Consider the following 21,875-nt stretch of genomic DNA (forward strand, 5'->3'; position numbering starts at 1 on the left):
TTAGGGATTCGCCTGAGCGATATGTCTATATAAAAGGATGAGCTAATGAATACAACGTTTATAACCCGACTGACCCGCAGTGTACTGCCGGTGGCTTTGCTGGTCATGACCGCCGGCTGGCAGGCGCCTGCGCTCGCGGCCACCAACTGTGCGGGGGGAACCTGTGTCTTTGGCGGAACCGGCAATGATGCCATGACCAACGAAGAAGCACGTCAGAGCAAAGAGCAATGGAATGAAACTCAGCGCCTGCGGGCCATGAAAAACCAGCGTAACGAGAAAGATTTCTCCAAATACGATAATTCAATTGATCTGCGTGACAAGTGTGAAGCCAGCCAGAACATCAATGCGTACTGGGAACCGAACACCGAGCGCTGTCTTGATCGCCGTACCGGCCGTCAGTTACTGGCTCCGTAAATCCTGTCTGCTAGACTCATAAGTACACTGGTTTTCATAAAAGGAATGAATGATGAAAAAGACACTTCTGGCGGCTCTGGCTGTCGTTATGCTCGCACCGCTGGTAGCACAGGCTTCCTGTGAAAGCGTGAAAGCGGACATTACCCAGAAAATCGTGGCAAACGGTTTGCCTGAATCAGGATTTAAACTGGATATCGTGCCCAATGATCAGGCCGATCAGGCCGGTGGTCAGGTGGTTGGTCACTGCGGTAATGACAGTCAGAAGATTGTTTATACCAAAACTGCAGACGCAGGTGATAATTCAGCAGCCAGTCCTAAGACCGGGACGAGCCAGGATTCACAGTGATCTCAGACCGGATATGACGGGACGGCTTTTCACTTGCAGTGAGGGTTTGATCGGGATGAGTAACCCGGCGGGAGGCCACCGCGCAGCAACAGGGGGTGTTTAGGTGGCAACCCAAAATGTTGCAGCGACTCCCGCGGTCATTTCGACTACACTGGTAGCCACTTTCCTCACAGGATGCAGTAAAAATGAAAAGACTGACCCAACAAGATATGACGGAAAGCGAACAGCGTGAGCTGAAAACTCTGCTGGATAAAGCCCGTAAAGCACAGGGCCGTGAGCTGACGAATTCGGAAAATAACCGGATTAAAGATGACTACATCGATACATTGATGGCAGAAAAAGAAAAAGTCGCTGCGAAAGCGCGTGCCGAAAAGCGCCGTAATAAAGCCGTTCCAAGCACCTCTGCAACATACGACTGGACAGCCCGCACGCATCCGCGCGGCCGCCGTTAAAAACTAACTGAACCTCTGCGTTCCTCACGCAGAGGCCTCAGCCTCAGGCTTCCGGTAATCTGAAACCATGCGTTCCGTCTTTTTCTAACTGCCCGACCAGCCCGTATTCCCAGTCCAGATAATCCTGCATCGCTTGCGGGCTGACATCCGTGCCTTCATATGGACGACGATACCTGTCCTGCGCATCGCTCAGATAAACAGAATCACCGCGTTCGAGCAGCAGCCCCTGATCAATCCAACCCACCGTGCCTCTTTCCAGCAAGTAAACCGGTTTGCCGGTTAATTCAGCCAATTCCGTGACAGCGTAACGTGCGAGTAAACCGCTGGTGCAGGTGACAACCCAACGTTCTTTCTCCGGCTGTAAGGCGATAATCTGCGGGATATTCCCCCGCGTGGTCCAGACTGCTCCCGGTATGCGCCGGTTACGGAAATTCGCGCTGGTCGTGAGATCGATAACGCCGGTATTGCCCTCACTCAGCCAGCCCAACAGTTGCTCCGGTTTGATGGATTCCACTGCCGGTGCAGGTGCAACCCGGGATTTCCAGTCGCCCTGTTCAGTCAGATCTTCGGGCTGAACTTCCGCGACATACACTTCCCAGTTCATCTGTGCCAGCCACGAAGCCGCCATGTGTGCACGCACACCATCATTATCCACCAGCACCACACGTGCGCCGCGAACGCTGGCGTAGTGATCGGTTTCCTGAACCAGTTGGCCGCCCGGAACGTGACGCGCCCCGGCCAGGTGCCCGGCACGAAATTCTTCTGCCGTACGCACATCAAACACGTATAACGTGCGCGTCTCATCTCGTTGCCAGTCACGTATTTGTGACAGCGTCACTGAGCGCACACCTGCGCGTAAAGCCAGCGTCTGTGCGCCTTTTGAGGCGAATCTGCGGGAGGTTTCAGTCAGCACCGGAAACTGGGTATGTTGCAGATGAGACAGCTTCTGTCGCGCCAGTGTCCAGCCAATTGTCCCGTTACGCAGTGCAGACACCGGCTGCGTAAATCCGGCATTAATCAGTGACTGAGCACCGATAATGCTGCGGGTACGCCCCGCACAATTAACGATCACGTGTGTGTTTTCATCAGGCACCACATCTTTCAGGCGCAGCACAAGTTCGCCTCCCGGCACGCTCACACCGCCCGGAATACTCATCACCTGAAATTCATCAAACCGGCGCACATCCAGTACGGCAATATTGGCGCCCTGCTGTTGCAACGCCAGCACCTGCTCCGCGCTCAGTGACGGTGTGCGGTAGTGATGTTCTACCCATTCCCCGAAGGCTTTGCTGGGCGCATTCACATCCGTAAATATCTCACCACCCGCCTCTTTCCAGCCCGCCAGATCGCCAGCCAGCAACGCGATATCCTGATACCCCAGCGATTTGAGTAATTGAGCCGCCCGCACAGTTTTACGCTCACCGCGCTGCACATTATAAAACTCGCCGTTATCATACAGCGTGACCGGTGTATGGCGGTTGGGAATGCGATCCTGCACCTCAAGTTCCAGTTTAGACAGGGCCAGGTTAGCGGCAAACAGCGGATGCCCGGTGGCAAATGCCGCTTCCTCACGCAGGTCAACCAGCGCCACCTCCTGACCGGCGAGCAGGGCTTCGCGAAGTTCGGAAAAGTGACGTAAAGGCAGCGAATTTGAATCAGACATGATTTTTCTCTTTTGACAGGTCCCAGATATTGGGAAGATGCGGGCTGGAATAGCCGGAAATAAAGGTTTTCTCTGTGCCGTCTGGCAGGTAAACCGCCCGTGATACCGCGCCGATATTACCGCCATAAACATGAATGCTGACCGATACCTGGTCCTGATAAAAATTGCTGACCTGGTGGATATCCAGCTGATCTGGCGCGATTTTTTCCACATCCCCCGGTTGCAGCGTCACCGCGTTTCCTTCGGGCTGCAGGGTACCATCCGGGTGGCGGATAAAATTCTGGCTGACTTCTGCGCCGCGCAGCATCCCTATCAACCCCCAGACGCGATGGTCATGTACCGGTGTTTTCTGCCCCGGACCCCAGACAAAACTCACTACGGAAAAGCGCGACAAGGGATCGGCATACAACAGATATTGCTGATAATGCCCGGGATGCGGCTGCGCAAACTCATGCGGCAGCCAGTTATCTTCACGGATTAGCCTGCCCAGCAGATGGCTTCCCTGCGCGAGTATTTGCGTCTGCTCATGCGGTTCCTGTACCAGCCGGGTGAAATCCGCCAGAAACTCTCTCAGCGGCGCGAGCTGTAAAGGGGTCATCGCTTTGCTCCTGTCTCATGATTTTCTTCACAGGCTAGCACCGGGCAGATGCAACCAAAATTCATTTTATGGATAAGCTAATATGCAAATCACACATAAAAATGTGCATCGGGATCCAGCTTCCTGCATAAAATTGTTTTATTCTGCCCGGATACGTTATGACTAATCCTGACACTGAGTGCCCATGAAAATTGAAGACCTGACTGCTTTCGTTGCTGTTATCCGCCTGCAATCGACCCGGCTGGCTGCTGATGAGCTGGGGCTGACCCAGCCGGCAATTACCCGTCGGGTACAAAATTTTGAGGAATCGCTGGGTATTGCGCTGCTCAACCGCCAGACCAAGCCCCTGAAACCGACGCTGATGGGCAACCGTGTTTATCAGCAATGTCGGCATATTTTACGTGAAGTGGATGCGCTCAGTGATTTGGTGGCCGCCGACAGCCCGCCGTCGGGACTTCTGCGCCTGGCCGTGCCACAAAGTCTGAGTGAAAGCAGTCTTTTACCCGCCCTGAAAACCCTGTCTGCACAGTTTTCGGAAATCCAGCCACGACTTTCCAGTGGCTGGGGCGAAGAGTTGTTGTTACGGGTACAGCAGCAGGAACTGGAAGCGGCGGTCGTGCTGTTCCCCGCCAGTAAGCAATTCCCGGAGGGTGTCGAAAGCCAGCCGCTCGGCACTGTCGATTTAGTGGTTGTCGGCCCGAAAGCCGCACAGGCTGAACCACAACGCCTGGAAGATTGTTATCAGCAAGGGTGGATCCTCAATCCGCAGGGTTGTGGTTTCCGTGCCGCCCTGCAACGCGCGCTGACAGAACAGGGTTTACCTTTGCTCATTAACCTTGAGGCATTTGGCACCACCTTACAGTTATCCCTTATCGCCGAAGGGCGCGGCCTCGGTCTGATGCCTCGCGCACTGGTTGAAAAACATGCACTACGTCCGGAACTGACATTGTATGCGCTGAAAGATTTCGCCCCCCGCAGCCAGTTGTGGCTGATTTATCCCAACGTTCCTGCAAGTCAGGTACCGGCAATAGATGCGTTTGCGGCGGCAATTGCTCACGGGCTGGATTTACCGCTGCACAGCGCGAACAGTTTTGGGGAATAATCTGGAACATCCCCGTTTGCGGGCAAAATAGTTATTTTCTGCCATGCTTTTTATTACTGGAAATAAGCAGAGGAAACTGATGATGAAATCATGGATTATTATTTTGCTGGCCGCATTCGCTATTAATACACAGGCTATGGCCGATACCGGTGGCGGATTTAAAAGTGACGACACGCCCCCGCCTCAGCAAAAACAGGACAGCGGTAAGCGTGGCACGCAGGATGCCCATGAGAATAATGTTGCCAATATCCAGAAAACACAGTCGCTCAACTGGGTGACGATTGAAGGATATTTAATTAAAAAGACCGGTGAAGATACGTATATTTTCCGTGATAAAACCGGCACGATGAATGTGTTTATTAAGAAATCAGCCTGGGAAGGTCAGGAAATTACCCCTGCGGATTTGGTGAGTTTAAGCGGACGCACCGAAAAGAAAGGGCACGAAATAGTGCTGAATGCTGAGCATTTACGCAAACAATAACCGTTTCTGTATGCCTGCCTCCCCGGACTGGCCTTAAGGCCGGCCGGGGTGTCACTCCCCCGCCCCGGTGATGCACATTTTTCATATTAGCTTATGAAGATAATGAATTTCTCACATAGTAAGTTGCCGTTTATGGTGATAACTCCTGCCAGCGCAGAATGTCATCCGCTGGCCTCATCACGAGGAGTGACAGCCTATGAGCGTGCAATTTATTGGTATGATCGGACACCGTCTGGCTTCTGAAATCATCCCGCCGACCGGTCCCATTTTCGATAAAAAATACATTTCTGATTTCGCCAAAGCCCATGAAGATGCCGGTTTTGACCGTATTCTGGTGGCTTATGCCTCCGACCAGCCCGATGCTTTTCTGGTCACCGCGCATGCCGGGGCCAGTACATCCCGCATTCATTTCCTTCTCGCTCATCGCCCGGGCTTTGTCGCACCGACGCTGGCTGCGCGAAAGCTGGCGACCCTCGATCATCTGCTGGATGGCCGCGTGGCGGTGCACATTATCAGCGGTGGCAGCGATGCGGAACAACGTCGTGACGGCGATTTCGTGGCGAAGTCCGGCCGCTATCAGCGCACGGATGAATATATCGATGTGCTGAAACAGAGCTGGTATTCAGAAACCGGTTTTGATCATCAGGGCGAGTTTTATCAGGCGGAAAATGCTTTCTCCGCCATTAAACCTTATCAGAAAAAACTGCCGGTATTTTTCGGCGGATCTTCCGATGATGCCATCCGCGTGGCGGGCAAACAGGCCGACGTGTTTGCGTTATGGGGAGAGCCACTGGCCAGTGCCGCAGAAACGGTGGAAGCCGTGAAAGCCTCAGCGGCAAAACACAACCGGGCGATCAACTTCAGTATTTCCTTCCGCCCGATCCTGGGTAAAACAGAGGAAGAAGCCTGGGCGAAAGCCGATGAAATCCTTGCGAAAGCAACAGCCCAGCAGGCTGAAAAAGGTCAGACGCTGGCAGCTAAACCACAAAGTGTGGGTGCTCAGCGTTTACTCAATGCCGTTGCGCAGGGTGACCGTCTGGATTCCTGCCTGTGGACTGGCATCGCCGGGCTGATTGGCGGCGGTTCCAACTCTACGGCCCTGGTCGGCACGCCGGAACAGGTTTCCGATGCACTGCTCAAATATTACGATCTGGGCATTACCACTTTCCTGATCCGCGGCTTTGATCCCCTTAACGACGCCGTCGAATACGGCAAAAGCCTGATCCCGCTGACGAAGCAGAAAATCGCTGCCCGTGAAGCCCGACAACACACCGCCGTTACCGCACTGAGTTAAGGAACCCCGATGCGACTGAATGTGAGAAATCTTTTTCTGCTGGTCACGCTGACCGGCGCCGTGTTTGCTGCCAGTGCCGGACAAATTACCCTGCGGGTCGCCGATCAGAAAGGCAACATGCGGGCACAGCTGGAAGCAGCGAATAAGCTGGAAAATCTGCCGTATAAGATTGAATGGTCAGAGTTCCCGGCCGCCGCACCGCTGGCAGAAGCGCTGAATGCGCAGGCGGTGGATGTGGGTATTATCGGCGATGCGCCGCTGTTATTTGCGCAAGCCGCAGGTGCGCAGGTGAAAGCCATCGCCGTGGATAAGTCAGACGCCTACGGCACCGCGCTGCTGGTAAAACCAGACAGCCCGCTCAAAAGTGCGGCGGATCTGAAAGGCAAAAGTATCGCGACCAACCGCGGTTCCATAGGCCATTTCGTTGCGCTGAAAGCCCTCGCCTCTGCCGGACTGAGCGCCAAAGACGTCACGTTCCGCTTCCTGCCACCCAGTGATGCGAAGCTGGCGCTGACGCAAGGTTCTGTGGATGTCTGGGCGACCTGGGAGCCCTACACTGCATTCGCAGAAACGCAGGATCACCTGCGTGTTTTAGTCAATGGTCGCGGTTTGTGGTCGGGTAACAGCTTCCTTGCTGCGACGGATACGGCACTGAAAGATAAGGCTAAACGCGAGGCCATCGCTGATTATCTGCAACGTCTGAGTGATGCGCAGGTATGGGCGTATAAAAATCTGGATACGTACAGCGAAAAACTGGCGAAAATCATCGGTTTCCCGCTGGAGGCCGCGAAGCTTGGGTTCGAGCGCCGTCAGTCCTACTGGCAACCAATAGATGCCACGACCGAGACGCAGCAACAGCAAACGGCGGATTTCTATCATGCGCAGGGATTATTGCCCGTCGCACTGAACGTCGCCGGTACCTTTGATCACTCGTTTCTGCTGAAATAATCGCGAAGAAGCATGACAACTGCCTGTTGCATCCCTCCCCGAAAAATCGGGGAGGGATATGTAGTCATCCGGATGTTAATTGACTACTCTGCTTAATCACTTTCTTTGTCAATCTGACCTCAGATGTCCGGCAAACAGGGAGCAGTAAATGAGCGACTTTCCGGCTTTATCAATCGGCATGCTTTTGTTTCCGCAACTTACACAATTGGATCTGACGGGGCCGTTTGAAGTCTTCGCCAGAGCACCGGGGGCCAAAATCCATCTTATCTGGAAAACGTCGGATCCCGTGACGTCTGACCGGGGCATGCGTATTTTACCCACCCATACATTTGAAAATTGCCCTGAACTGGATGTCATCTGCATCCCCGGTGGACCCGGCCAGATAAAACTGATGTCCGATGATGAGACGCTCACTTTTATTCGCCATAAAAGTGAAAATGCCCGGCTGGTGACTTCCGTATGCACAGGTTCTCTTGTGCTTGGCGCAGCTGGCCTGTTACAGGGGTACAAAGCCACGTCCCACTGGGCTTCGCTTGATCAACTTGCCTTACTCGGTGCCGATCCCGTGAATGAACGCGTGGTCAGGGATCGCAACAGGATTACCGGTGCGGGGGTAACATCAGGCATAGATTTCGCTTTAAATGTCATTGCCGATATTTATGGCAACGACATAGCGCAAGGTATTCAGTTGCAAATGGAATACGACCCTGAACCGCCCTTTTTATCAGGTTCTCCCCGTGTTGCATCCGCGAAACACGTTGAGCAGGCCAAAAAAAACATGGCCTCCTTTATTGAGACAAGGCGCCTCGCGACAGCCGCCGCAGGGCTTAAATTACCCAAAGGCTAGTTTATTCATACACAGATACGCTAAGTTTTCAGCGAGTTGGATAAACTGTGAACTGTCGCCCTGCAAGTAAAGCCCGGACGTGGTTAATAGAGGATGTCGCCCGAAATCAGGCTTAGCTAACAGGATGCAGCATGGAAAATTACGCCAACAAAAGCGGTGATTCACAGGTTGTCAGCTTCCAGATTGATGCCAATTCGATTAAAGTCCGCTTTAAAAATAATCACGTATATCTTTATGACATCCGTCATCCCGGCCCTGAACATCTTGAAAAGATGAAGGAACTGGCGCGTGCTGGCTGGGGATTAAATACTTATATCGAAAGCGAAGTGAAAACTGATTTTTCATCCAAAGTATTCTGAAGTTTCCGGGGCGTCCGTGAGCCGGTCGCCCCTCAGCGCTCTCCTGAATTACAGCTTGTTAACATTCATCTGTGACAACATCATAAAACCTCGCTAGTCTTCGTAAAAAGCCCAATGTTTTCCCGGAGCATCACCATGACCCGCAAAATTGTTCAGCAATATAAAGCTTATCGCGATGATATTCGTGATCTGCAAACCCGCCGGCCAGTCCCCGGACCGCAGCTCGAACAACTCGACCCTTTCCTGTTTCTCAATCATCACGGTCCGCAGGTGTATGCACCGGATAATCTCGGTCTGCCGTTTGGTCCGCATCCGCACCGCGGGTTTGAAACCGTGACCTTTATTCTCCGTGGTGGGCTGGCACACAGCGATACCGGTGGTCATGAAAGTATTATCGGCCCCGGCGGTGTGCAATGGATGACAGCCGGTTCCGGCCTGATCCATTCTGAACTGTCTCCGGAATCGTTTAAACGTAGCGGTGGCGAACTGGAAATCCTGCAACTGTGGATTAATCTCCCTTCACGTTTGAAAATGACAGCACCGGGCTATGTTGGTTTACAGGCAAACGAAATCCCGCAGATCCCGCTGAGCAAAGGTCAGGGTACGGTCAATCTGATTTCCGGCAGCGTAGCAGGCGTCACCGGCCCGATCGCTTCACTCACCGGCGTAACCATGATGACGGTAGAAATGACAGCGGGAAGTGAAGTGACCTTACCGGCACCCGCTGCGCGACAGGTGTTTCTGTATACCGTGAAAGGCCGCCTGACGATTGAGGGTGACGAGGCGCAAGCCTGGCATCTGATTGAGCTGGATAACAATGAAGATCGCGTCATCATTACTGCAAAAGATGACGCTACGTTCCTGTTCGGCCATGCCGATAAAATCAATGAACCGGTGGTGTCACACGGGCCGTTTGTGATGAACACCACACAGGAAATTAACCAGGCAATTCTGGATTATCAGGCCGGGAAATTTGATGTGAAGTTATGACAGGAAAGTATAAACAGCAAAAAGGCACCGAAAGGGTGCCTTTTTGCTGTTTAAAGTTATTCAGTCACGGGCTGCCTGCATAAAACGGGCGCGCCAGGGTTTCAGTACCCAGAGTGCCAGAATGGCCGTGACAAAATCCAGCGTGATGGCACAGGTGAATACAACGTTCCATCCTCCCGTGTGCTGGTAAATCAGTGCCGCAAGCGGGCCGCCAAAAATGGATCCTATGCCCTGCGACATATACAACCAGCCATAATTGGCTGTGGCATTCTGACTGCCAAAGGTGTCGGTCAGCGTTGACGGGAACAAGGAAAAAATTTCTCCCCAGCCAAAAAACACCACGCCGGAGAGCAGAACAAACAAGACAGCATTGTCGCGGCACATCAGCCACAAAATCATCGCACAGCCTTCCAGCGCAAATGCGATAAACATCGTCTGCTCACGACCAAATTTATCCGAAATAAAACCGAAAAGCGGACGTGTCAGCCCGTTGGTAAAACGGTCAATGGTCAGTGCGAGCGGCAATGCAGCCATGCCAAACACCACCGCCTCCGTGATACCAAAATCATGAGCAAACACCGCCATTTGCGATGTAACCATCAGCCCTGAAGTCGACATCATCGCCATCATGAAAAACATCAGCCAGAACAGGGGCTGCCTGAGCATTTGTTTCGGACGGTACTGTTTGCCTTCCGTAACCATGACCGGCACATCCTGACGCTCGCTGAGCGACGGCGGCAGCCGTAATCCCTGGCTGGCCAAAAAACCAATGACAGCGAAAATAACGCCAAAGACAATCAACGTACTTTCCAGCCCGCGACTGGTCAGTGACGTCGAAACCGGGAACGTGGTCAGAATTGCCCCCATGCCGTATCCGGCTGCCACCATTCCCGCCGCAAAGCCACGTTTATGCGGGAACCAGCGCACCATCAACCCGACGACACCGACATAAACAATGCCGGTACCCAGTCCGCCGATGCAGCCATAGACCAGATAAAGGCCGGCAATGCTGCTGACTTGTGAGGCCAGTACCCAACTGAACCCTGATAACAGCGTGCCGATTGAAATCAGTTTCCGCGGGCCAAAACGTTCAATCAGGCTGCCCTGAAAAGGAGAAAAGAAGGTCTGCAGAATAATCAGTAGCGAGAACGTAACCTGTAACTCTGCCAGCGGAACCCCCAGTTTAAGCGCGAGCGGTTTAGTCAGCAGAGTCCAGACATATTGCGGACTGGAAATCGCCGCCATACAAATCAGCCCCAGCACTAACTGCCGCCACCGTGCGCCAGCCGCGATTGTCATGGGCATATTCAATGTTGTCATTCGTCGTCTCCCTTATTTCCTGTCAACGCCAGCCAAAGATTTTTAACATTGCTAGCAAGAAATAAGTTCTCAGCAACAAACATGCCACATTGATTCGATAGGATTTTCAGGTAATTACACCTGCCCTGTCCGACCGACAGTCATAAAGATGTCACGCCGGTCTTGCAGAATGTTCACCTGTGGTGCAGCAGGTGCAAAAAAAGAGCCTGCTTTTCGGGCAGGCTCTTTTTGCTTTTTGTTTGCGTTCTGACAAGCGGGACAGCACTTAGATTTTCAGTTTCACATAATCAATCGCACGGCTGATGATCCCGCCCTGGGCAACATCTTCCAGCGCTACCAGCGGCACGGTTTTGATGACTTTGCCATTATCCACAATATTGATACTGCCGAGCGCCTGGCCTTTCTTCAGCGGTGCGTCAATTTGCGGATTACTCAGCACATACTGGGCTTTCAGTTTATCGGCATCGGCCTGCGGCACACTGATAAACACATCACTCAGGGAACCGACTTTGACCTGTGAATTCGCACCGAACCACACGTGTTCGTTGGAAACGGTCTGATCAGCTTTGAAAATCTGTTTACTGGTGTATTCGCGGAAACCCCAGGTCAGCAGTTTGCGCGCCTGTTCTTCGCGCCCTTTTGCACTTTTACCCCCCATCACAACAGCGATCAGACGGCGGTCACCCTGTGTTGCAGAGGCAATAATGTTGAAACCGGCGCTTTCGGTGTGACCCGTTTTCAGGCCATCCACCTGCAGGTTTTTATCCCACAAAAGTCCGTTACGGTTTTGCTGAGTGATGTTGTCATATGTCAGCGACTTCTCGGCATACATATGATATTCCTCGGGTTCCCCGCCGATAATGGCGCGGGAAAGTTTCGCCAGATCGTAAGAGGTGGTGTACTGCCCCGGCGCGTCCAGGCCATGTACCGTCTCGAAATGGGTATTGGTCAGGCCCATGCTGACCACGTACTGATTCATCATTCCTACGAATGAATCCTGGCTGCCCGCCACGTAATCAGCCATGGCTACGCAGGCGTCATTACCAGAAGTAATGATAATGCCACGGATCAGGTCACGTACGGTGACATGGTCGCCCGGCTTGAGGAACATCAGTGAGGAACCGGCCAGACTTTTATTACCGGCGACCCAGGCTTCCTGCGGAACGGTCACCACGTCATCCATGGTGATTTTTTTATGATCTAACGCGCGGTCAATGACATAACCGGTCATCAGTTTGGTCAGACTGGCCGGGTTACGGCGTTCATCCGGATTGCCGGCGGCCAGCACATCACCACTGGCATAATCCATCAGCACAAAAGACGCTGCGTCAATGCTCGGTGGCACGACAGGGAAATCCAGTGGTGCGATAGCTTTCGCACTGCCTGCGGAGAACATCAATACACAAGATAAAACACTCATTACACTACGTTTCACTGAATCTTCCTTAAACGCGCCATATTGCCGATCTATTTAACAGACGGGGCAATATATCAAAAACCTATGGGATAAAAATCTGCGGCATAGGTTGCACTAAAACCCCCGTCAGAAAAACCCTTAGTCTTTTGCTAACCATTTCATAGTGAAACGGTTCTGTTACAACTTGCGTTAATTTTCACCAAAAACCTCATCCGCCGCTGCAATCAGGTTTTGTTATCGCAACACGCTGTTTTCATAACAGATCAAATACAGGGATGAACCCCTTTTCTTTCAGGGAATTTCCGTTATTCCCCGATATTTTATTGCGATAGAGGATTTCTATCGCTCCATCACAGCATTCGATTAGACGTTCTTGCATGCCCCTCCTAAACTTGTGACATAAAATTAACAATCCGGATAACAATTCATCATCCGGTTTGTTCACAGACAAAACAAAAACCACCTGCGAAGCATAACTATGAAATTCAAAACTGAGATCAAACCCTACCACGGCGCGGCCGGCGGCTGGGGTGCACTTGAATCAACCACCCGTTTCGTCTTCGACAGTAAGAAAGTCCTTTCAAACTTACGTAACCTGATGCGTGTTAACAAAGGTCGAGGTTTTGACTGCCCGGGTTGTGCCTGGGGGGATGATAATCACAGTACTTTCAGCTTCTGCGAAAACGGTGCGAAAGCCGTCAGTTGGGAAGCCACCCGTAAAGCCGTTGAACCCGAATTCTTCGCTCAACACAGTGTGAGCAAACTGCGTGCGCAGAGCGATTACTTCCTCGAATATCAGGGTCGTCTGACCCATCCGATGCGTTATAACCGCACCACCGACCATTACGAACCTATCAGCTGGGATGCCGCATTCTCACTGATCGCCAGTCATCTGAATGGACTGGAAAGCCCGGATCAGGCGGATTTCTACACTTCCGGTCGTGCGAGTAACGAAGCCTCTTATTTGTATCAGGTGTTCGGCCGAATGTTCGGGACGAACAACTTCCCTGACTGCTCAAACATGTGCCACGAAGCCAGTGGTGTTGGCCTGAAACAAAGTATCGGCGTCGGTAAAGGCACCATCCGCCTGGATGATTTTGAGAAAGCCGATGCGATTTTCGTCTTCGGTCAGAATCCGGGCACTAACCACCCGCGTATGCTGCACAGCCTGCGTCATGCGTCCGACCGGGGTGCAAAAGTGGTCAGCTTTAACACCCTGCGTGAACGGGGTCTGGAGCGTTTCGCTGATCCGCAAAAACCGCTGGAAGTGGTGACACCGAAAGCCGGTCGCATCAGCGCAGCCTATTATCAGCCAAACCTTGGCGGTGATATGGCCGCTGTACGCGGAATGGTTAAAGCGCTATTGCAGACTCACCGCGAACGTATTGCTTCCGGCCAGCCTTCCCTGTTTGATGAAGAATTTATCGCAGCCCACTGTGCCGGTGTCGATGAGTATCTGGCCGTGGTCGATGCCACCAGCTGGGAAAAAATCACTGGACAGTCAGGTCTGAGCGAACAGGACTTGCGCGAAGCGGCATCTATTTATATGAATGCAGAACGTGTGATTTGTACCTGGGCAATGGGTGTGACGCAACATAAACACTCCGTACCGACCGTGCGTGAAATCACCAACCTTCAACTGTTGTTTGGTCAGCTTGGCAAGCCTGGCGCCGGTTTGTGTCCGGTTCGCGGTCACAGCAATGTGCAGGGTAACCGCACCATGGGTATCGATGAAAAAGCGCCAGCCGCCCTGCTGGATGCGATGGAAAGCCACTTCAAATTCACGCCACCGCGTGTACCGGGGCACAACACGGTTGAAGCACTGGAAGCCATGCTGCGTAAAGAAGCCAAGGTCCTGATCTGCCTCGGGGGTAATCTGGCGGCGGCGGCACCGGATACGCCACGTACCGAACAGGCGCTGAGCAATCTGGAACTGTCAGTTCAGATCAGCACCAAACTAAACCGTACGCACCTGACACCCGGCGCAGAAGCGCTGATTCTGCCAACGCTGGGCCGTACCGAGCTGGATATGCAGGCAACCGGTTCGCAATTTATCACGGTTGAAGACTCCTTCAGCATGGTCCATGCCTCCGAAGGTGTGGGGATCCCGTTATCCAAAGAGCAGCGTTCGGAAACGGCAATTGTCTGCGGTATCGCCAATGCCGTTCTGGGTGATAAATACCTTGACTGGATGGCGCTGGCTGACGATTACAATCTGATCCGTGATCATATTGAAGCCACCATTCCGGGTTTCAAAGATTTCAATGCGCGCTGCGATATTAAAGGCGGTTTCTATCTCGGTAATGCGGCAGCAGAACTGAAATTCAACACCCTGAGCGGTAAGGCGAATTTCAGTGCATCACCGTTGCCAGAAGTGTTGATTCCGATGGGCGACCGGAATGCACCGTTCACCCTGCAAACGTTACGTTCACACGACCAATATAACACCACCATTTACGGCCTTGATGACCGTTACCGTGGCGTTTACGGTCAGCGTGAGGTGCTGTTTATCCACCCGCAGGATCTGGCGGATCTCGGCCTGCAAGACGGCGAACTGGTAGAAATCGAAACGCTGTGGAATGACGGTATTGAGCGTAAAGTCACAGGTTTCAAACTGGTCAGCTATGATATTCCACGCGGTAACCTGGCGGCCTATTATCCGGAAACCAACCCGCTGGTGCCGATGTCCAGTTTTGGTGATCAGACCCACACCCCGACCTCGAAAGCTGTGCCGGTGACTATCCGTCGCTGCCAACCAAAAGTTGACCTGCAACGTATCGCATAAGTGTTACTTGCGAGACATCGCGCAAATCTCCCCTTTCGCTTCAGGGTTATGAGGCGAAAGGGGCAGATGCTGCTTGCCCGAAGGGGCCAGATCGCGTAAAACTGTCTGCCGCTAATTGAGCCACATTAACCCCCAATTCTCTGGACGATATGTTTCAAGATAACCCGCTGCTCGCGCAGCTAAAACAGCAACTTCACTCTCAGACTCCACGTGTTGAAGGCATCGTGAAAGGCACTGAGAAAGGCTTTGGCTTTCTTGAAGTAGAGGGTCAAAAAAGCTATTTCATTCCCCCTCCGTACATGAAAAAAGTCATGCACGGGGATCGCGTTATCGCTTCACTGCAAACCGAAAAAGAGCGTGAAGTCGTCCAGCCGGAAAAGTTGGTTGAACCTTTTCTCAGCCGTTTTGTTGGCCGTGTAACGAAGAAAGATGACCGCCTTTCTGTCATTCCTGATCATCCTTTATTACGTGATGCTATTCAGTGCCGCGTTGCCCGCAATATCAATCATGAAGTGAGCGACGGTGACTGGTGTGTGGCTGAGATGCGCCGCCACCCGCTGAAAGAAGGCGACCACAGTTTCCAGGCTGAAATCACCGAATGGATCACGACCGGGGCCGACGAACTTGCGCCGTGGTGGGTGACGCTGGCCCGTCATAACCTCGAACGTGAAGCGCCAAAAACGGATATTGCCGAACTGCGCGATGAAGGTCTGACCCGCGAAGACCTGACTGCCCTGCCATTTGTCACTATTGACAGCGGCAGTACGCAGGACATGGATGACGCACTGTATGTTAAAGACAACGGTGACGGCACCCTGCAAATGACTGTCGCGATTGCTGACCCGACGGCTTACGTCAGCGAAGGCAGCGATCTGGACAATATTGCGAAAAAACGCGCCTTCACCAACTATTTGCCAGGCTTCAACATCCCGATGCTGCCGCGCGAATTGTCCGATGATATCTGTTCACTGTGGCCGGACGTCAGCCGTCCGGTTCTGGCGTGTTCTGTTACCGTGGGCACTGATGGCTCACTGGGCAGCGACATTCGCTTCTTCGCCGCGACTATCGAATCAAAAGCCAAGCTGGCGTATGACGACGTGTCTGACTGGCTGGAAGCGGATGAGAAAAGCGAATGGCAACCGGCCAGCGATGTGATTGCCTCCCAGATCCGCCTGCTGAAACGCGTCTGTGACGTGCGCAGTGCATGGCGTACCGAGCATGCACTGGTGTTCAAAGATCGTCCTGATTACCGCTTCGTGCTGGGTGAGAAAGGCAATGTACTGGAAATCATCGCTGAGCATCGCCGTATTGCCAACCGCATTGTTGAAGAATCGATGATTGCCGCCAACGTCTGTGCAGCGATTGCCCTGCGTGACAGCCTCGGTTTCGGCGTTTACAACGTGCATACCGGTTTTGACCCGTTACTGGTTGAAAACGCAATCACCGTGTTGCAGGCCAATGACGTTGAGGCTAATGCTGAAGAACTGCTGACCCTGCCAGGTTTCTGCGCACTGCGTCGCAAGCTTGATGCTTTACCCACGCAGTTCCTTGACAGCCGCATCCGCCGTTTCCAGACCTTTGCGGAAATCAGCACCACACCAGGGCCGCACTTCGGTCTGGGCCTGGAAGCTTACGCCACCTGGACATCACCTATCCGTAAATACGGCGATATGGTGAACCACCGTTTGCTGAAAGCGATGATCCTGCAACAGTCGGCTGAAAAACCTCAGGATGACATGACCCTTCAGTTGGCTGAACGTCGCCGTGCTAACCGCATGGCCGAGCGTGACGTCGGTGACTGGCTGTATGCCCGTTATCTGGAAGATAAAGTCGGTACTGAGGTTAAGTTCAGCGCCGAGATCATCGATGTCACGCGCGGCGGCCTGCGTGTCCGTCTGCAAGATATCGGTGCCGTGGCATTTATCCCGGCTCCGTTCCTGCACAGTGTACGCGATGAGCTGGTCTGCAGCGCAGAGACGGGCACCGTGCTGATCAAAGGTGAAGTGGCCTATCGTCAGAGTGACATCATTGATGTGAACATTGCGGAAGTCCGCATGGAAAACCGGAATGTGATTGCCAAACCGGCAGTTTAAGGTTTCGCTTTCAGCGAAGATAAAAAACCGGTCATTTGACCGGTTTTTTTATGTCCTAAAGCGGCAGTGCTGAGAAAGTGCTCTGTTCGCTCCTCCCCCTTCGCAGGGAGCCAGCCCGTTATCTCAGATCTGATAGTCAATCACCGGTTCGCCGCCCGTTGCAAACACCTTCTCTTTAATCTCATTGACCGACAGCCCCGGATTACATAACTCGATAAATCGCCAGACGTAGTTTCTCTGCAACTGGGCTTTCTTCAGCCCCAGCCAGACCGTATTGGCTTCAAATAAATGTTCCGCGTTGATCAACTGAAGACCGGTATCACGGTTGGCTTCAAATGCTTTATCAGCCAGGATCCCCACGCCCAGTCCCAGTTCGACGTATGTCTTAATCACATCAGAATCCTGCGCACTCAGCACGATATCAGCGGTCAGTGCGGCACGGCTGAAAGCCTCATCAAGACGGGAACGTCCGGTGATACCCTGACGATAGGTGATCAAAGGCTGTTCGCTCAGATGCTGTAACGTCAGCGGGTGTTGCAGCGTCAGCGGATGCCCCTGCGGTACCACGATGGCATGATGCCAGCGGTAATAAGGAAATGCGGCGACTGACGGATCATTCATTAGCCTTTCACTGGCGATGGCCACATCCGCCTGCCCGCTGAGCAACATTGCCAGCACTTCCTGTGGTGAACCCTGGTGTAACTCGAGACGGACCCCCGGATAAATCGCACGGAAGGCTTTGATAACTTTAGGCAAACTGTAACGTGCCTGAGTGTGAGTGGTGGCGATGGTCAGCACACCCGCGTCTTCTTTGGAGAAAACATCCGCCAGACGCCGGATATTCTGCGCCTCGTTAAGAATTCTCTCGGCGACTGCCAGCAACTCTTTACCCGGCTCAGTCAGCCCCAGTAAGCGCTTTCCACGACGGATAAATATCTCAACGCCCAGCTCATCTTCCAGCTCGCGGATATGACGGCTGACACCTGACTGCGACGTGAACAGCATGTTCGATACTTCTGTCAGGTTGTAATTGCATCGCGCTGATTCCCGTATAATTTTGAGTTGTTGAAAGTTCACCGCAGTCTGCCTCTTTGCTTGCCGAAAACCCTATTGTTACGATCTGTTGCTATGCCAGACAAATAAGAAAAAGCGGTTACTTATGCTTTTTACGACTATAGGAGACAGGCGATGATTTTTGACGATCGTAAAAAACGCCGGTAACCGGCGTTTTCAGGTTTTAAAACCTCTCAGCAACATGCTAACAATCCGCAGATTACTCTGGCACCGGCGTCATGACCGGTTTCCCGCTAAAATGAGCCTCAAGGTTTGCCAGAACCAGTGTCAGCATGTTTTCGACGGATTCCGGCGAACGACCTGCAACATGTGGCGTGAGCACCAGATTATCCAGCGTGAACATTTCCGGCGGCACCTGCGGCTCACCGTCCACCACATCCAGCGCGGCACCGGCGATGGCATTATTGTGCAGGCTGACAATCAGTGCGGCACTGTCCACCACGCTTCCCCGCGCGATATTAATCAAAAAACCTTCAGGCCCCAGGGCATGAAGCACCGCAGCGTCCACCAGCCTGACGGTGTTTTTGCCGCCCGGCGTCGCCACCACCAGATAATCAGCCCATTCAGCCAGATCCGTGGTCGTGAGGAAATAACGGTACGGGCTGTCTTCCTGTTGCCGCCGGTTGTGATACCCAATCTCCATATCAAATCCGCCTGATGCGCGGCGGGCAATCAATGCACCGATGTTACCCAGGCCGATAATACCCAGACGTTTACCCGCCATTCCCGGTGTATTCCAGCGCGTTTTTTTCCATTCCCCCGTGCGTACGGCGGCATCAAATTGGGGAATTCTTCGGGTAATAGCCAGCATCAGGGCCAGCGTATGGTCCGCCACTGAGGCGTTATTGGTGCCGGGGCCATTGGTGACATGAATACCCCGTTGTCTTGCTGCAGCGACATCAATATGTTCAAAGCCCACTCCCTGCGCACAAATGATTTCCAGTGCCGGTAACACCTCCATTTCCGTTGCGCTTAATCCGATGCTGCCAATGGTTAATACCCCGCGGATTTGCCGGGCGATCTGCGGATCAAGGTTTGCGCGCTGTTCAGGCGAGGTCGCAAAATAAAGGCAAAAACCGGCGGCCTCAAAACGGCCAGGATAGCCAGCATCAAGTTCAATATGGCTGAGCAACGCAATGGTCATGGAGTTTCCTCGGGATAATGTCAGTCAATCACTAGCAGGCTAGCTTTTTCGCTTTCACTATCAACGATGCGCTTTCCCTTGTACAGCTTTTCGGCGGTTTACAGGAGAAGTTACCAAGTCCGGTCTACACTGCTTGTTATCGTCTGCATGCACGCAGTCGACCCCTTCGGCAATTTTTGTCAGATTTCCCTGAAACGGAGTGACGTCAAGTATGGCAAAGGCCCGATCCAGCAAGAAGATAAGTAAGCCTGTTGTAACAACGGAAGAAACCCGCACCATTCCGGCACATTTACAGGTTGATATTGCAGTAGATGAGTTTGGCGTGCGGATTATTGAGCCTTACAGTGATGGTGAGATTGTTCGCAGTTTCGATTCCGGGCACACCACACGGGTACGCGAAGGATTGCCGGTGCCACTGGGTGCGACCTGGGACGGACTGGGCGTCAATTTCGCGCTGTTTTCAGCTAACGCCACCAAGGTTGAGCTGTGTCTTTTTAACGAAGACGGTGAGCAATACGATGTCATCGAACTTCCGGAATATACCGATGAAGTCTGGCACGGTTATCTGCCGGATGCCCGTCCCGGCCTGCTGTATGCCTATCGCGTACACGGCCCCTATGCGCCGCACGATGGCCACCGGTTTAATCCCGCCAAGTTACTGCTCGACCCTTACGCCAAACAGATTGTCGGCGAACTGAAATGGGACGATGCGCTGTTCGCCTATGACCTGCAAAGCCCGAAGAAAGATTTGCACATTGATAATACTGACAGCGCCGCGTTTTTGCCTAAATGCCGGGTGATTGATCCCGCATTCTCATGGGCCCGTTCCCGAAAAAGACACATTCCCTGGGAAAAAACTCTGATTTATGAGACCCATGTCCGCGGTTATACCATGCGCCATCCGGCAGTACCCGAGCATCTGCGCGGCACGTTTTCCGGCATGAGCACGCCACATATCGTGGACTATATCCGTTCTCTCGGCGTCACGTCTGTCGAGCTGATGCCTGTTCATGCTTTTACCGATGACCGGCATTTGCAGGATAATGGTCTGCATAATTTCTGGGGCTATAACACGCTGAGTTTCTTTGCGCCGCATCCGCAATATATGGCGACGCAAACCGTTAATGAGTTCAAACAGATGATTGCCACCCTGCATGCCGCAGGCATTGAGGTCATTCTGGATGTCGTTTATAACCACACCGCCGAAGGTAACGAGCTGGGTCCGACGCTGTCTTTCAAAGGTATCGACAACGCCAGCTATTACCGGCTGATGCCGGACAATAAGCGTTATTACATAAACGATACCGGTACCGGCAATACGCTCAATCTCAGCCATCCCCGCGTATTACAGATGGTCACCGACTCGCTGCGATACTGGGCAACTGAAATGCAGGTCGATGGTTTTCGCTTTGATCTGGCAACCATCCTAGGACGTGAAAGCTATGGTTTTGATGAGGGCTGCGGCTTTCTCGACACCTGCCGCCAGGATCCTATCCTCAGCCAATGTAAACTGATCGCCGAACCCTGGGATTGTGGCCCCGGCGGATATCAGGTGGGCGGCTTCCCGCCAGGCTGGATGGAATGGAACGACCGGTTCCGTGACACGGTGCGTAAATTCTGGCGTGGCGATGAAGGTCAGCTGGCGCAGTTTGTTACACGACTTTCCGGTTCAGCAGACTTGTTTAATCACCGGGGCCGCAAGCCTTATGCTTCCGTGAATTTCATTACTGCCCACGACGGTTTCACGCTCAATGACTGGGTGTCGTATGCCAATAAACACAACGAGGCAAATGGCGAAAACGGCGAAGATGGCAGCGATAACAACATTTCCGCGAACTATGGTGTGGAAGGCCCGACTGACGATCCGGCCATCAATGAACTGCGACAGCGGCAAATGCGCAATATGCTGGCGACGTTGTTGCTTTCTCAGGGGACGCCGATGCTGCTTGCGGGTGATGAGTTTGGCCGCTCGCAGAACGGCAATAACAACGCCTATTGTCAGGACACGGATATTGCCTGGGTAAACTGGGATATTGGAGACAAAGGCAAGGCGCTGTTGCTATTCACCTACCGGCTCATTGCTTTGCGTAAACGCTTCCCGATATTGCACCGGGGACGCTTCCTGACTGGCGCGCTGCATGAAAAACTGGGAGTGAAGGATGTGAGCTGGTTCCAGCCACAGGGGCAGGAAATGTCCGATGCAGCCTGGAAAGATCCCCATGCCAAATGCATTGCGATGTTGCTCGATGGCCGTGCCCAGCCGACCGGTCTGGTGCGGCAGGGCTCGCTAAGCACGGTACTGCTACTGTTCAACGCGTCACATGAAGACGTGGTGTTCACGTTGCCTTCGGTGGCGCATGGTGAAAGCTGGCGACATATTTTCGATACCTTCCAGCCGGATGACATCAACGAGCATAACTTTGAATTTGGCCGCGAGTACATCTGCACGTCCCGCACTGTGGTGTTATTCGAGCTGCTCAGCACCGCGAAACACTAAGGTTTTGGCGCGGCTTCAGATTAATAAGCATCTGAAGCCGCGCCTGCCGCC

Annotated in this window: 19 protein-coding genes; 13 read left to right on the forward strand and 6 right to left on the reverse strand. The window is 53.0% G+C overall.

The genetic code is table 11. The features are described 5' to 3' along the window. Positions 1-45: 45 nt before the first annotated feature. The 3 genes from ETV65_RS01855 to ETV65_RS01865 all read left to right on the forward strand — a co-directional run bounded on the left by ETV65_RS01855 (position 46) and on the right by ETV65_RS01865 (position 1,212). Entirely contained in the window at positions 46-414 is a 369-nt protein-coding gene (locus ETV65_RS01855) for a DUF1283 family protein (protein ID WP_129951305.1), read from the forward strand. A gap of 52 nt (positions 415-466) precedes the next feature. After that, positions 467-760 (forward strand): DUF1161 domain-containing protein, encoded by a 294-nt coding sequence (locus tag ETV65_RS01860; RefSeq protein ID WP_129951306.1) that lies wholly within the window; start codon positions 467-469, stop codon positions 758-760. A 185-nt stretch (positions 761-945) separates the two neighbouring features. Further along, positions 946-1,212: a DUF3811 domain-containing protein gene (locus ETV65_RS01865; RefSeq protein ID WP_015697358.1), complete on the forward strand. Its 267-nt coding sequence runs from the start codon at positions 946-948 to the stop codon at positions 1,210-1,212. Positions 1,213-1,255: 43 nt separating this feature from the next. Here ETV65_RS01865 and ETV65_RS01870 read toward each other — a convergent pair whose 3' ends face one another. Next, positions 1,256-2,875 carry a rhodanese-like domain-containing protein gene (locus ETV65_RS01870; protein ID WP_129951307.1) on the reverse strand — a complete coding sequence of 540 codons (1,620 nt, stop codon included), beginning with the start codon at positions 2,873-2,875 and terminating at the stop codon, positions 1,256-1,258. Next, complete coding sequence (locus ETV65_RS01875; protein ID WP_129951308.1) at positions 2,868-3,473, reverse strand: cysteine dioxygenase; 606 nt, start codon at positions 3,471-3,473, stop codon at positions 2,868-2,870. Before ETV65_RS01875 ends, ETV65_RS01870 begins: the two co-directional genes overlap by 8 nt. A gap of 184 nt (positions 3,474-3,657) precedes the next feature. Here ETV65_RS01875 and ETV65_RS01880 point away from each other — a divergent pair, with 184 nt between their 5' ends. From ETV65_RS01880 to ETV65_RS01910, 7 genes are all read left to right on the forward strand, one after another. Next, the gene (locus ETV65_RS01880) at positions 3,658-4,575 is read left to right on the forward strand and encodes a LysR family transcriptional regulator (RefSeq protein ID WP_129951309.1); all 918 of its coding nucleotides are present in this window, start codon (positions 3,658-3,660) and stop codon (positions 4,573-4,575) included. A 79-nt stretch (positions 4,576-4,654) separates the two neighbouring features. Continuing rightward, a complete protein-coding gene (locus ETV65_RS01885) occupies positions 4,655-5,056 on the forward strand; it encodes a NirD/YgiW/YdeI family stress tolerance protein (RefSeq protein WP_165383683.1) in 402 nt (133 codons plus the stop codon). A 196-nt stretch (positions 5,057-5,252) separates the two neighbouring features. Then, on the forward strand, positions 5,253-6,350 hold the full coding sequence (locus ETV65_RS01890) for an LLM class flavin-dependent oxidoreductase (RefSeq protein ID WP_129951311.1): 1,098 nt from the start codon (positions 5,253-5,255) through the stop codon (positions 6,348-6,350). Positions 6,351-6,359: 9 nt separating this feature from the next. Further along, a complete protein-coding gene (locus ETV65_RS01895) occupies positions 6,360-7,298 on the forward strand; it encodes an ABC transporter substrate-binding protein (RefSeq protein WP_129951312.1) in 939 nt (312 codons plus the stop codon). A gap of 148 nt (positions 7,299-7,446) precedes the next feature. Further along, entirely contained in the window at positions 7,447-8,145 is a 699-nt protein-coding gene (locus tag ETV65_RS01900) for a DJ-1/PfpI family protein (RefSeq protein WP_129951313.1), read from the forward strand. Positions 8,146-8,276: 131 nt separating this feature from the next. Beyond that, a complete protein-coding gene (locus ETV65_RS01905; RefSeq protein WP_015697366.1) occupies positions 8,277-8,504 on the forward strand; it encodes a hypothetical protein in 228 nt (75 codons plus the stop codon). 135 nt (positions 8,505-8,639) lie between these two features. Beyond that, on the forward strand, positions 8,640-9,494 hold the full coding sequence (locus tag ETV65_RS01910) for a pirin family protein (protein WP_129951314.1): 855 nt from the start codon (positions 8,640-8,642) through the stop codon (positions 9,492-9,494). Positions 9,495-9,554: 60 nt separating this feature from the next. Here the strand turns inward: ETV65_RS01910 and oxlT are convergent, their stop codons facing one another. Together oxlT and ETV65_RS01920 are read right to left on the reverse strand one after the other, a co-directional pair. After that, positions 9,555-10,814, reverse strand: coding sequence for an oxalate/formate MFS antiporter (oxlT, locus tag ETV65_RS01915; RefSeq protein WP_129951315.1), 1,260 nt, complete (start codon positions 10,812-10,814; stop codon positions 9,555-9,557). A gap of 265 nt (positions 10,815-11,079) precedes the next feature. Further along, on the reverse strand, positions 11,080-12,249 hold the full coding sequence (locus tag ETV65_RS01920; RefSeq protein WP_129951316.1) for a serine hydrolase: 1,170 nt from the start codon (positions 12,247-12,249) through the stop codon (positions 11,080-11,082). Between the two features lie 460 nt (positions 12,250-12,709). Between ETV65_RS01920 and ETV65_RS01925 the strand changes: the two genes are divergently transcribed. Further along, positions 12,710-15,016 (forward strand): FdhF/YdeP family oxidoreductase, encoded by a 2,307-nt coding sequence (locus ETV65_RS01925; RefSeq protein ID WP_129951317.1) that lies wholly within the window; start codon positions 12,710-12,712, stop codon positions 15,014-15,016. Between the two features lie 149 nt (positions 15,017-15,165). Beyond that, positions 15,166-17,109, forward strand: coding sequence for an exoribonuclease II (locus ETV65_RS01930; protein WP_129951318.1), 1,944 nt, complete (start codon positions 15,166-15,168; stop codon positions 17,107-17,109). A 123-nt stretch (positions 17,110-17,232) separates the two neighbouring features. On the opposite strand, the gene cbl is transcribed toward ETV65_RS01930, so the two are convergent. Beyond that, positions 17,233-18,186 carry an HTH-type transcriptional regulator Cbl gene (cbl, locus tag ETV65_RS01935; RefSeq protein WP_129951319.1) on the reverse strand — a complete coding sequence of 318 codons (954 nt, stop codon included), beginning with the start codon at positions 18,184-18,186 and terminating at the stop codon, positions 17,233-17,235. 196 nt (positions 18,187-18,382) lie between these two features. Further along, a complete protein-coding gene (locus tag ETV65_RS01940) occupies positions 18,383-19,327 on the reverse strand; it encodes a 2-hydroxyacid dehydrogenase (RefSeq protein WP_129951320.1) in 945 nt (314 codons plus the stop codon). Positions 19,328-19,538: 211 nt separating this feature from the next. Between ETV65_RS01940 and glgX the strand changes: the two genes are divergently transcribed. After that, entirely contained in the window at positions 19,539-21,824 is a 2,286-nt protein-coding gene (gene glgX / locus ETV65_RS01945; RefSeq protein WP_129951321.1) for a glycogen debranching protein GlgX, read from the forward strand. The last annotated feature ends 51 nt before the right edge of the window (positions 21,825-21,875 follow it).

This window comes from Rahnella sp. RFA10(1/100) (assembly GCF_004195115.1).
GTDB lineage: Bacteria > Pseudomonadota > Gammaproteobacteria > Enterobacterales > Enterobacteriaceae > Rahnella > Rahnella perminowiae.

Coding starts and splice junctions, on each gene's coding strand:
- ETV65_RS01855 (WP_129951305.1), top strand. CDS start 46: ATGAATACAACGTTTATAACCCGACTGACCCGCAGTGTACTGCCGGTG.
- ETV65_RS01860 (WP_129951306.1), top strand. CDS start 467: ATGAAAAAGACACTTCTGGCGGCTCTGGCTGTCGTTATGCTCGCACCG.
- ETV65_RS01865 (WP_015697358.1), top strand. CDS start 946: ATGAAAAGACTGACCCAACAAGATATGACGGAAAGCGAACAGCGTGAG.
- ETV65_RS01870 (WP_129951307.1), bottom strand. CDS start 2,875: ATGTCTGATTCAAATTCGCTGCCTTTACGTCACTTTTCCGAACTTCGC.
- ETV65_RS01875 (WP_129951308.1), bottom strand. CDS start 3,473: ATGACCCCTTTACAGCTCGCGCCGCTGAGAGAGTTTCTGGCGGATTTC.
- ETV65_RS01880 (WP_129951309.1), top strand. CDS start 3,658: ATGAAAATTGAAGACCTGACTGCTTTCGTTGCTGTTATCCGCCTGCAA.
- ETV65_RS01885 (WP_165383683.1), top strand. CDS start 4,655: ATGATGAAATCATGGATTATTATTTTGCTGGCCGCATTCGCTATTAAT.
- ETV65_RS01890 (WP_129951311.1), top strand. CDS start 5,253: ATGAGCGTGCAATTTATTGGTATGATCGGACACCGTCTGGCTTCTGAA.
- ETV65_RS01895 (WP_129951312.1), top strand. CDS start 6,360: ATGCGACTGAATGTGAGAAATCTTTTTCTGCTGGTCACGCTGACCGGC.
- ETV65_RS01900 (WP_129951313.1), top strand. CDS start 7,447: ATGAGCGACTTTCCGGCTTTATCAATCGGCATGCTTTTGTTTCCGCAA.
- ETV65_RS01905 (WP_015697366.1), top strand. CDS start 8,277: ATGGAAAATTACGCCAACAAAAGCGGTGATTCACAGGTTGTCAGCTTC.
- ETV65_RS01910 (WP_129951314.1), top strand. CDS start 8,640: ATGACCCGCAAAATTGTTCAGCAATATAAAGCTTATCGCGATGATATT.
- oxlT (WP_129951315.1), bottom strand. CDS start 10,814: ATGACAACATTGAATATGCCCATGACAATCGCGGCTGGCGCACGGTGG.
- ETV65_RS01925 (WP_129951317.1), top strand. CDS start 12,710: ATGAAATTCAAAACTGAGATCAAACCCTACCACGGCGCGGCCGGCGGC.
- ETV65_RS01930 (WP_129951318.1), top strand. CDS start 15,166: ATGTTTCAAGATAACCCGCTGCTCGCGCAGCTAAAACAGCAACTTCAC.
- ETV65_RS01940 (WP_129951320.1), bottom strand. CDS start 19,327: ATGACCATTGCGTTGCTCAGCCATATTGAACTTGATGCTGGCTATCCT.
- glgX (WP_129951321.1), top strand. CDS start 19,539: ATGGCAAAGGCCCGATCCAGCAAGAAGATAAGTAAGCCTGTTGTAACA.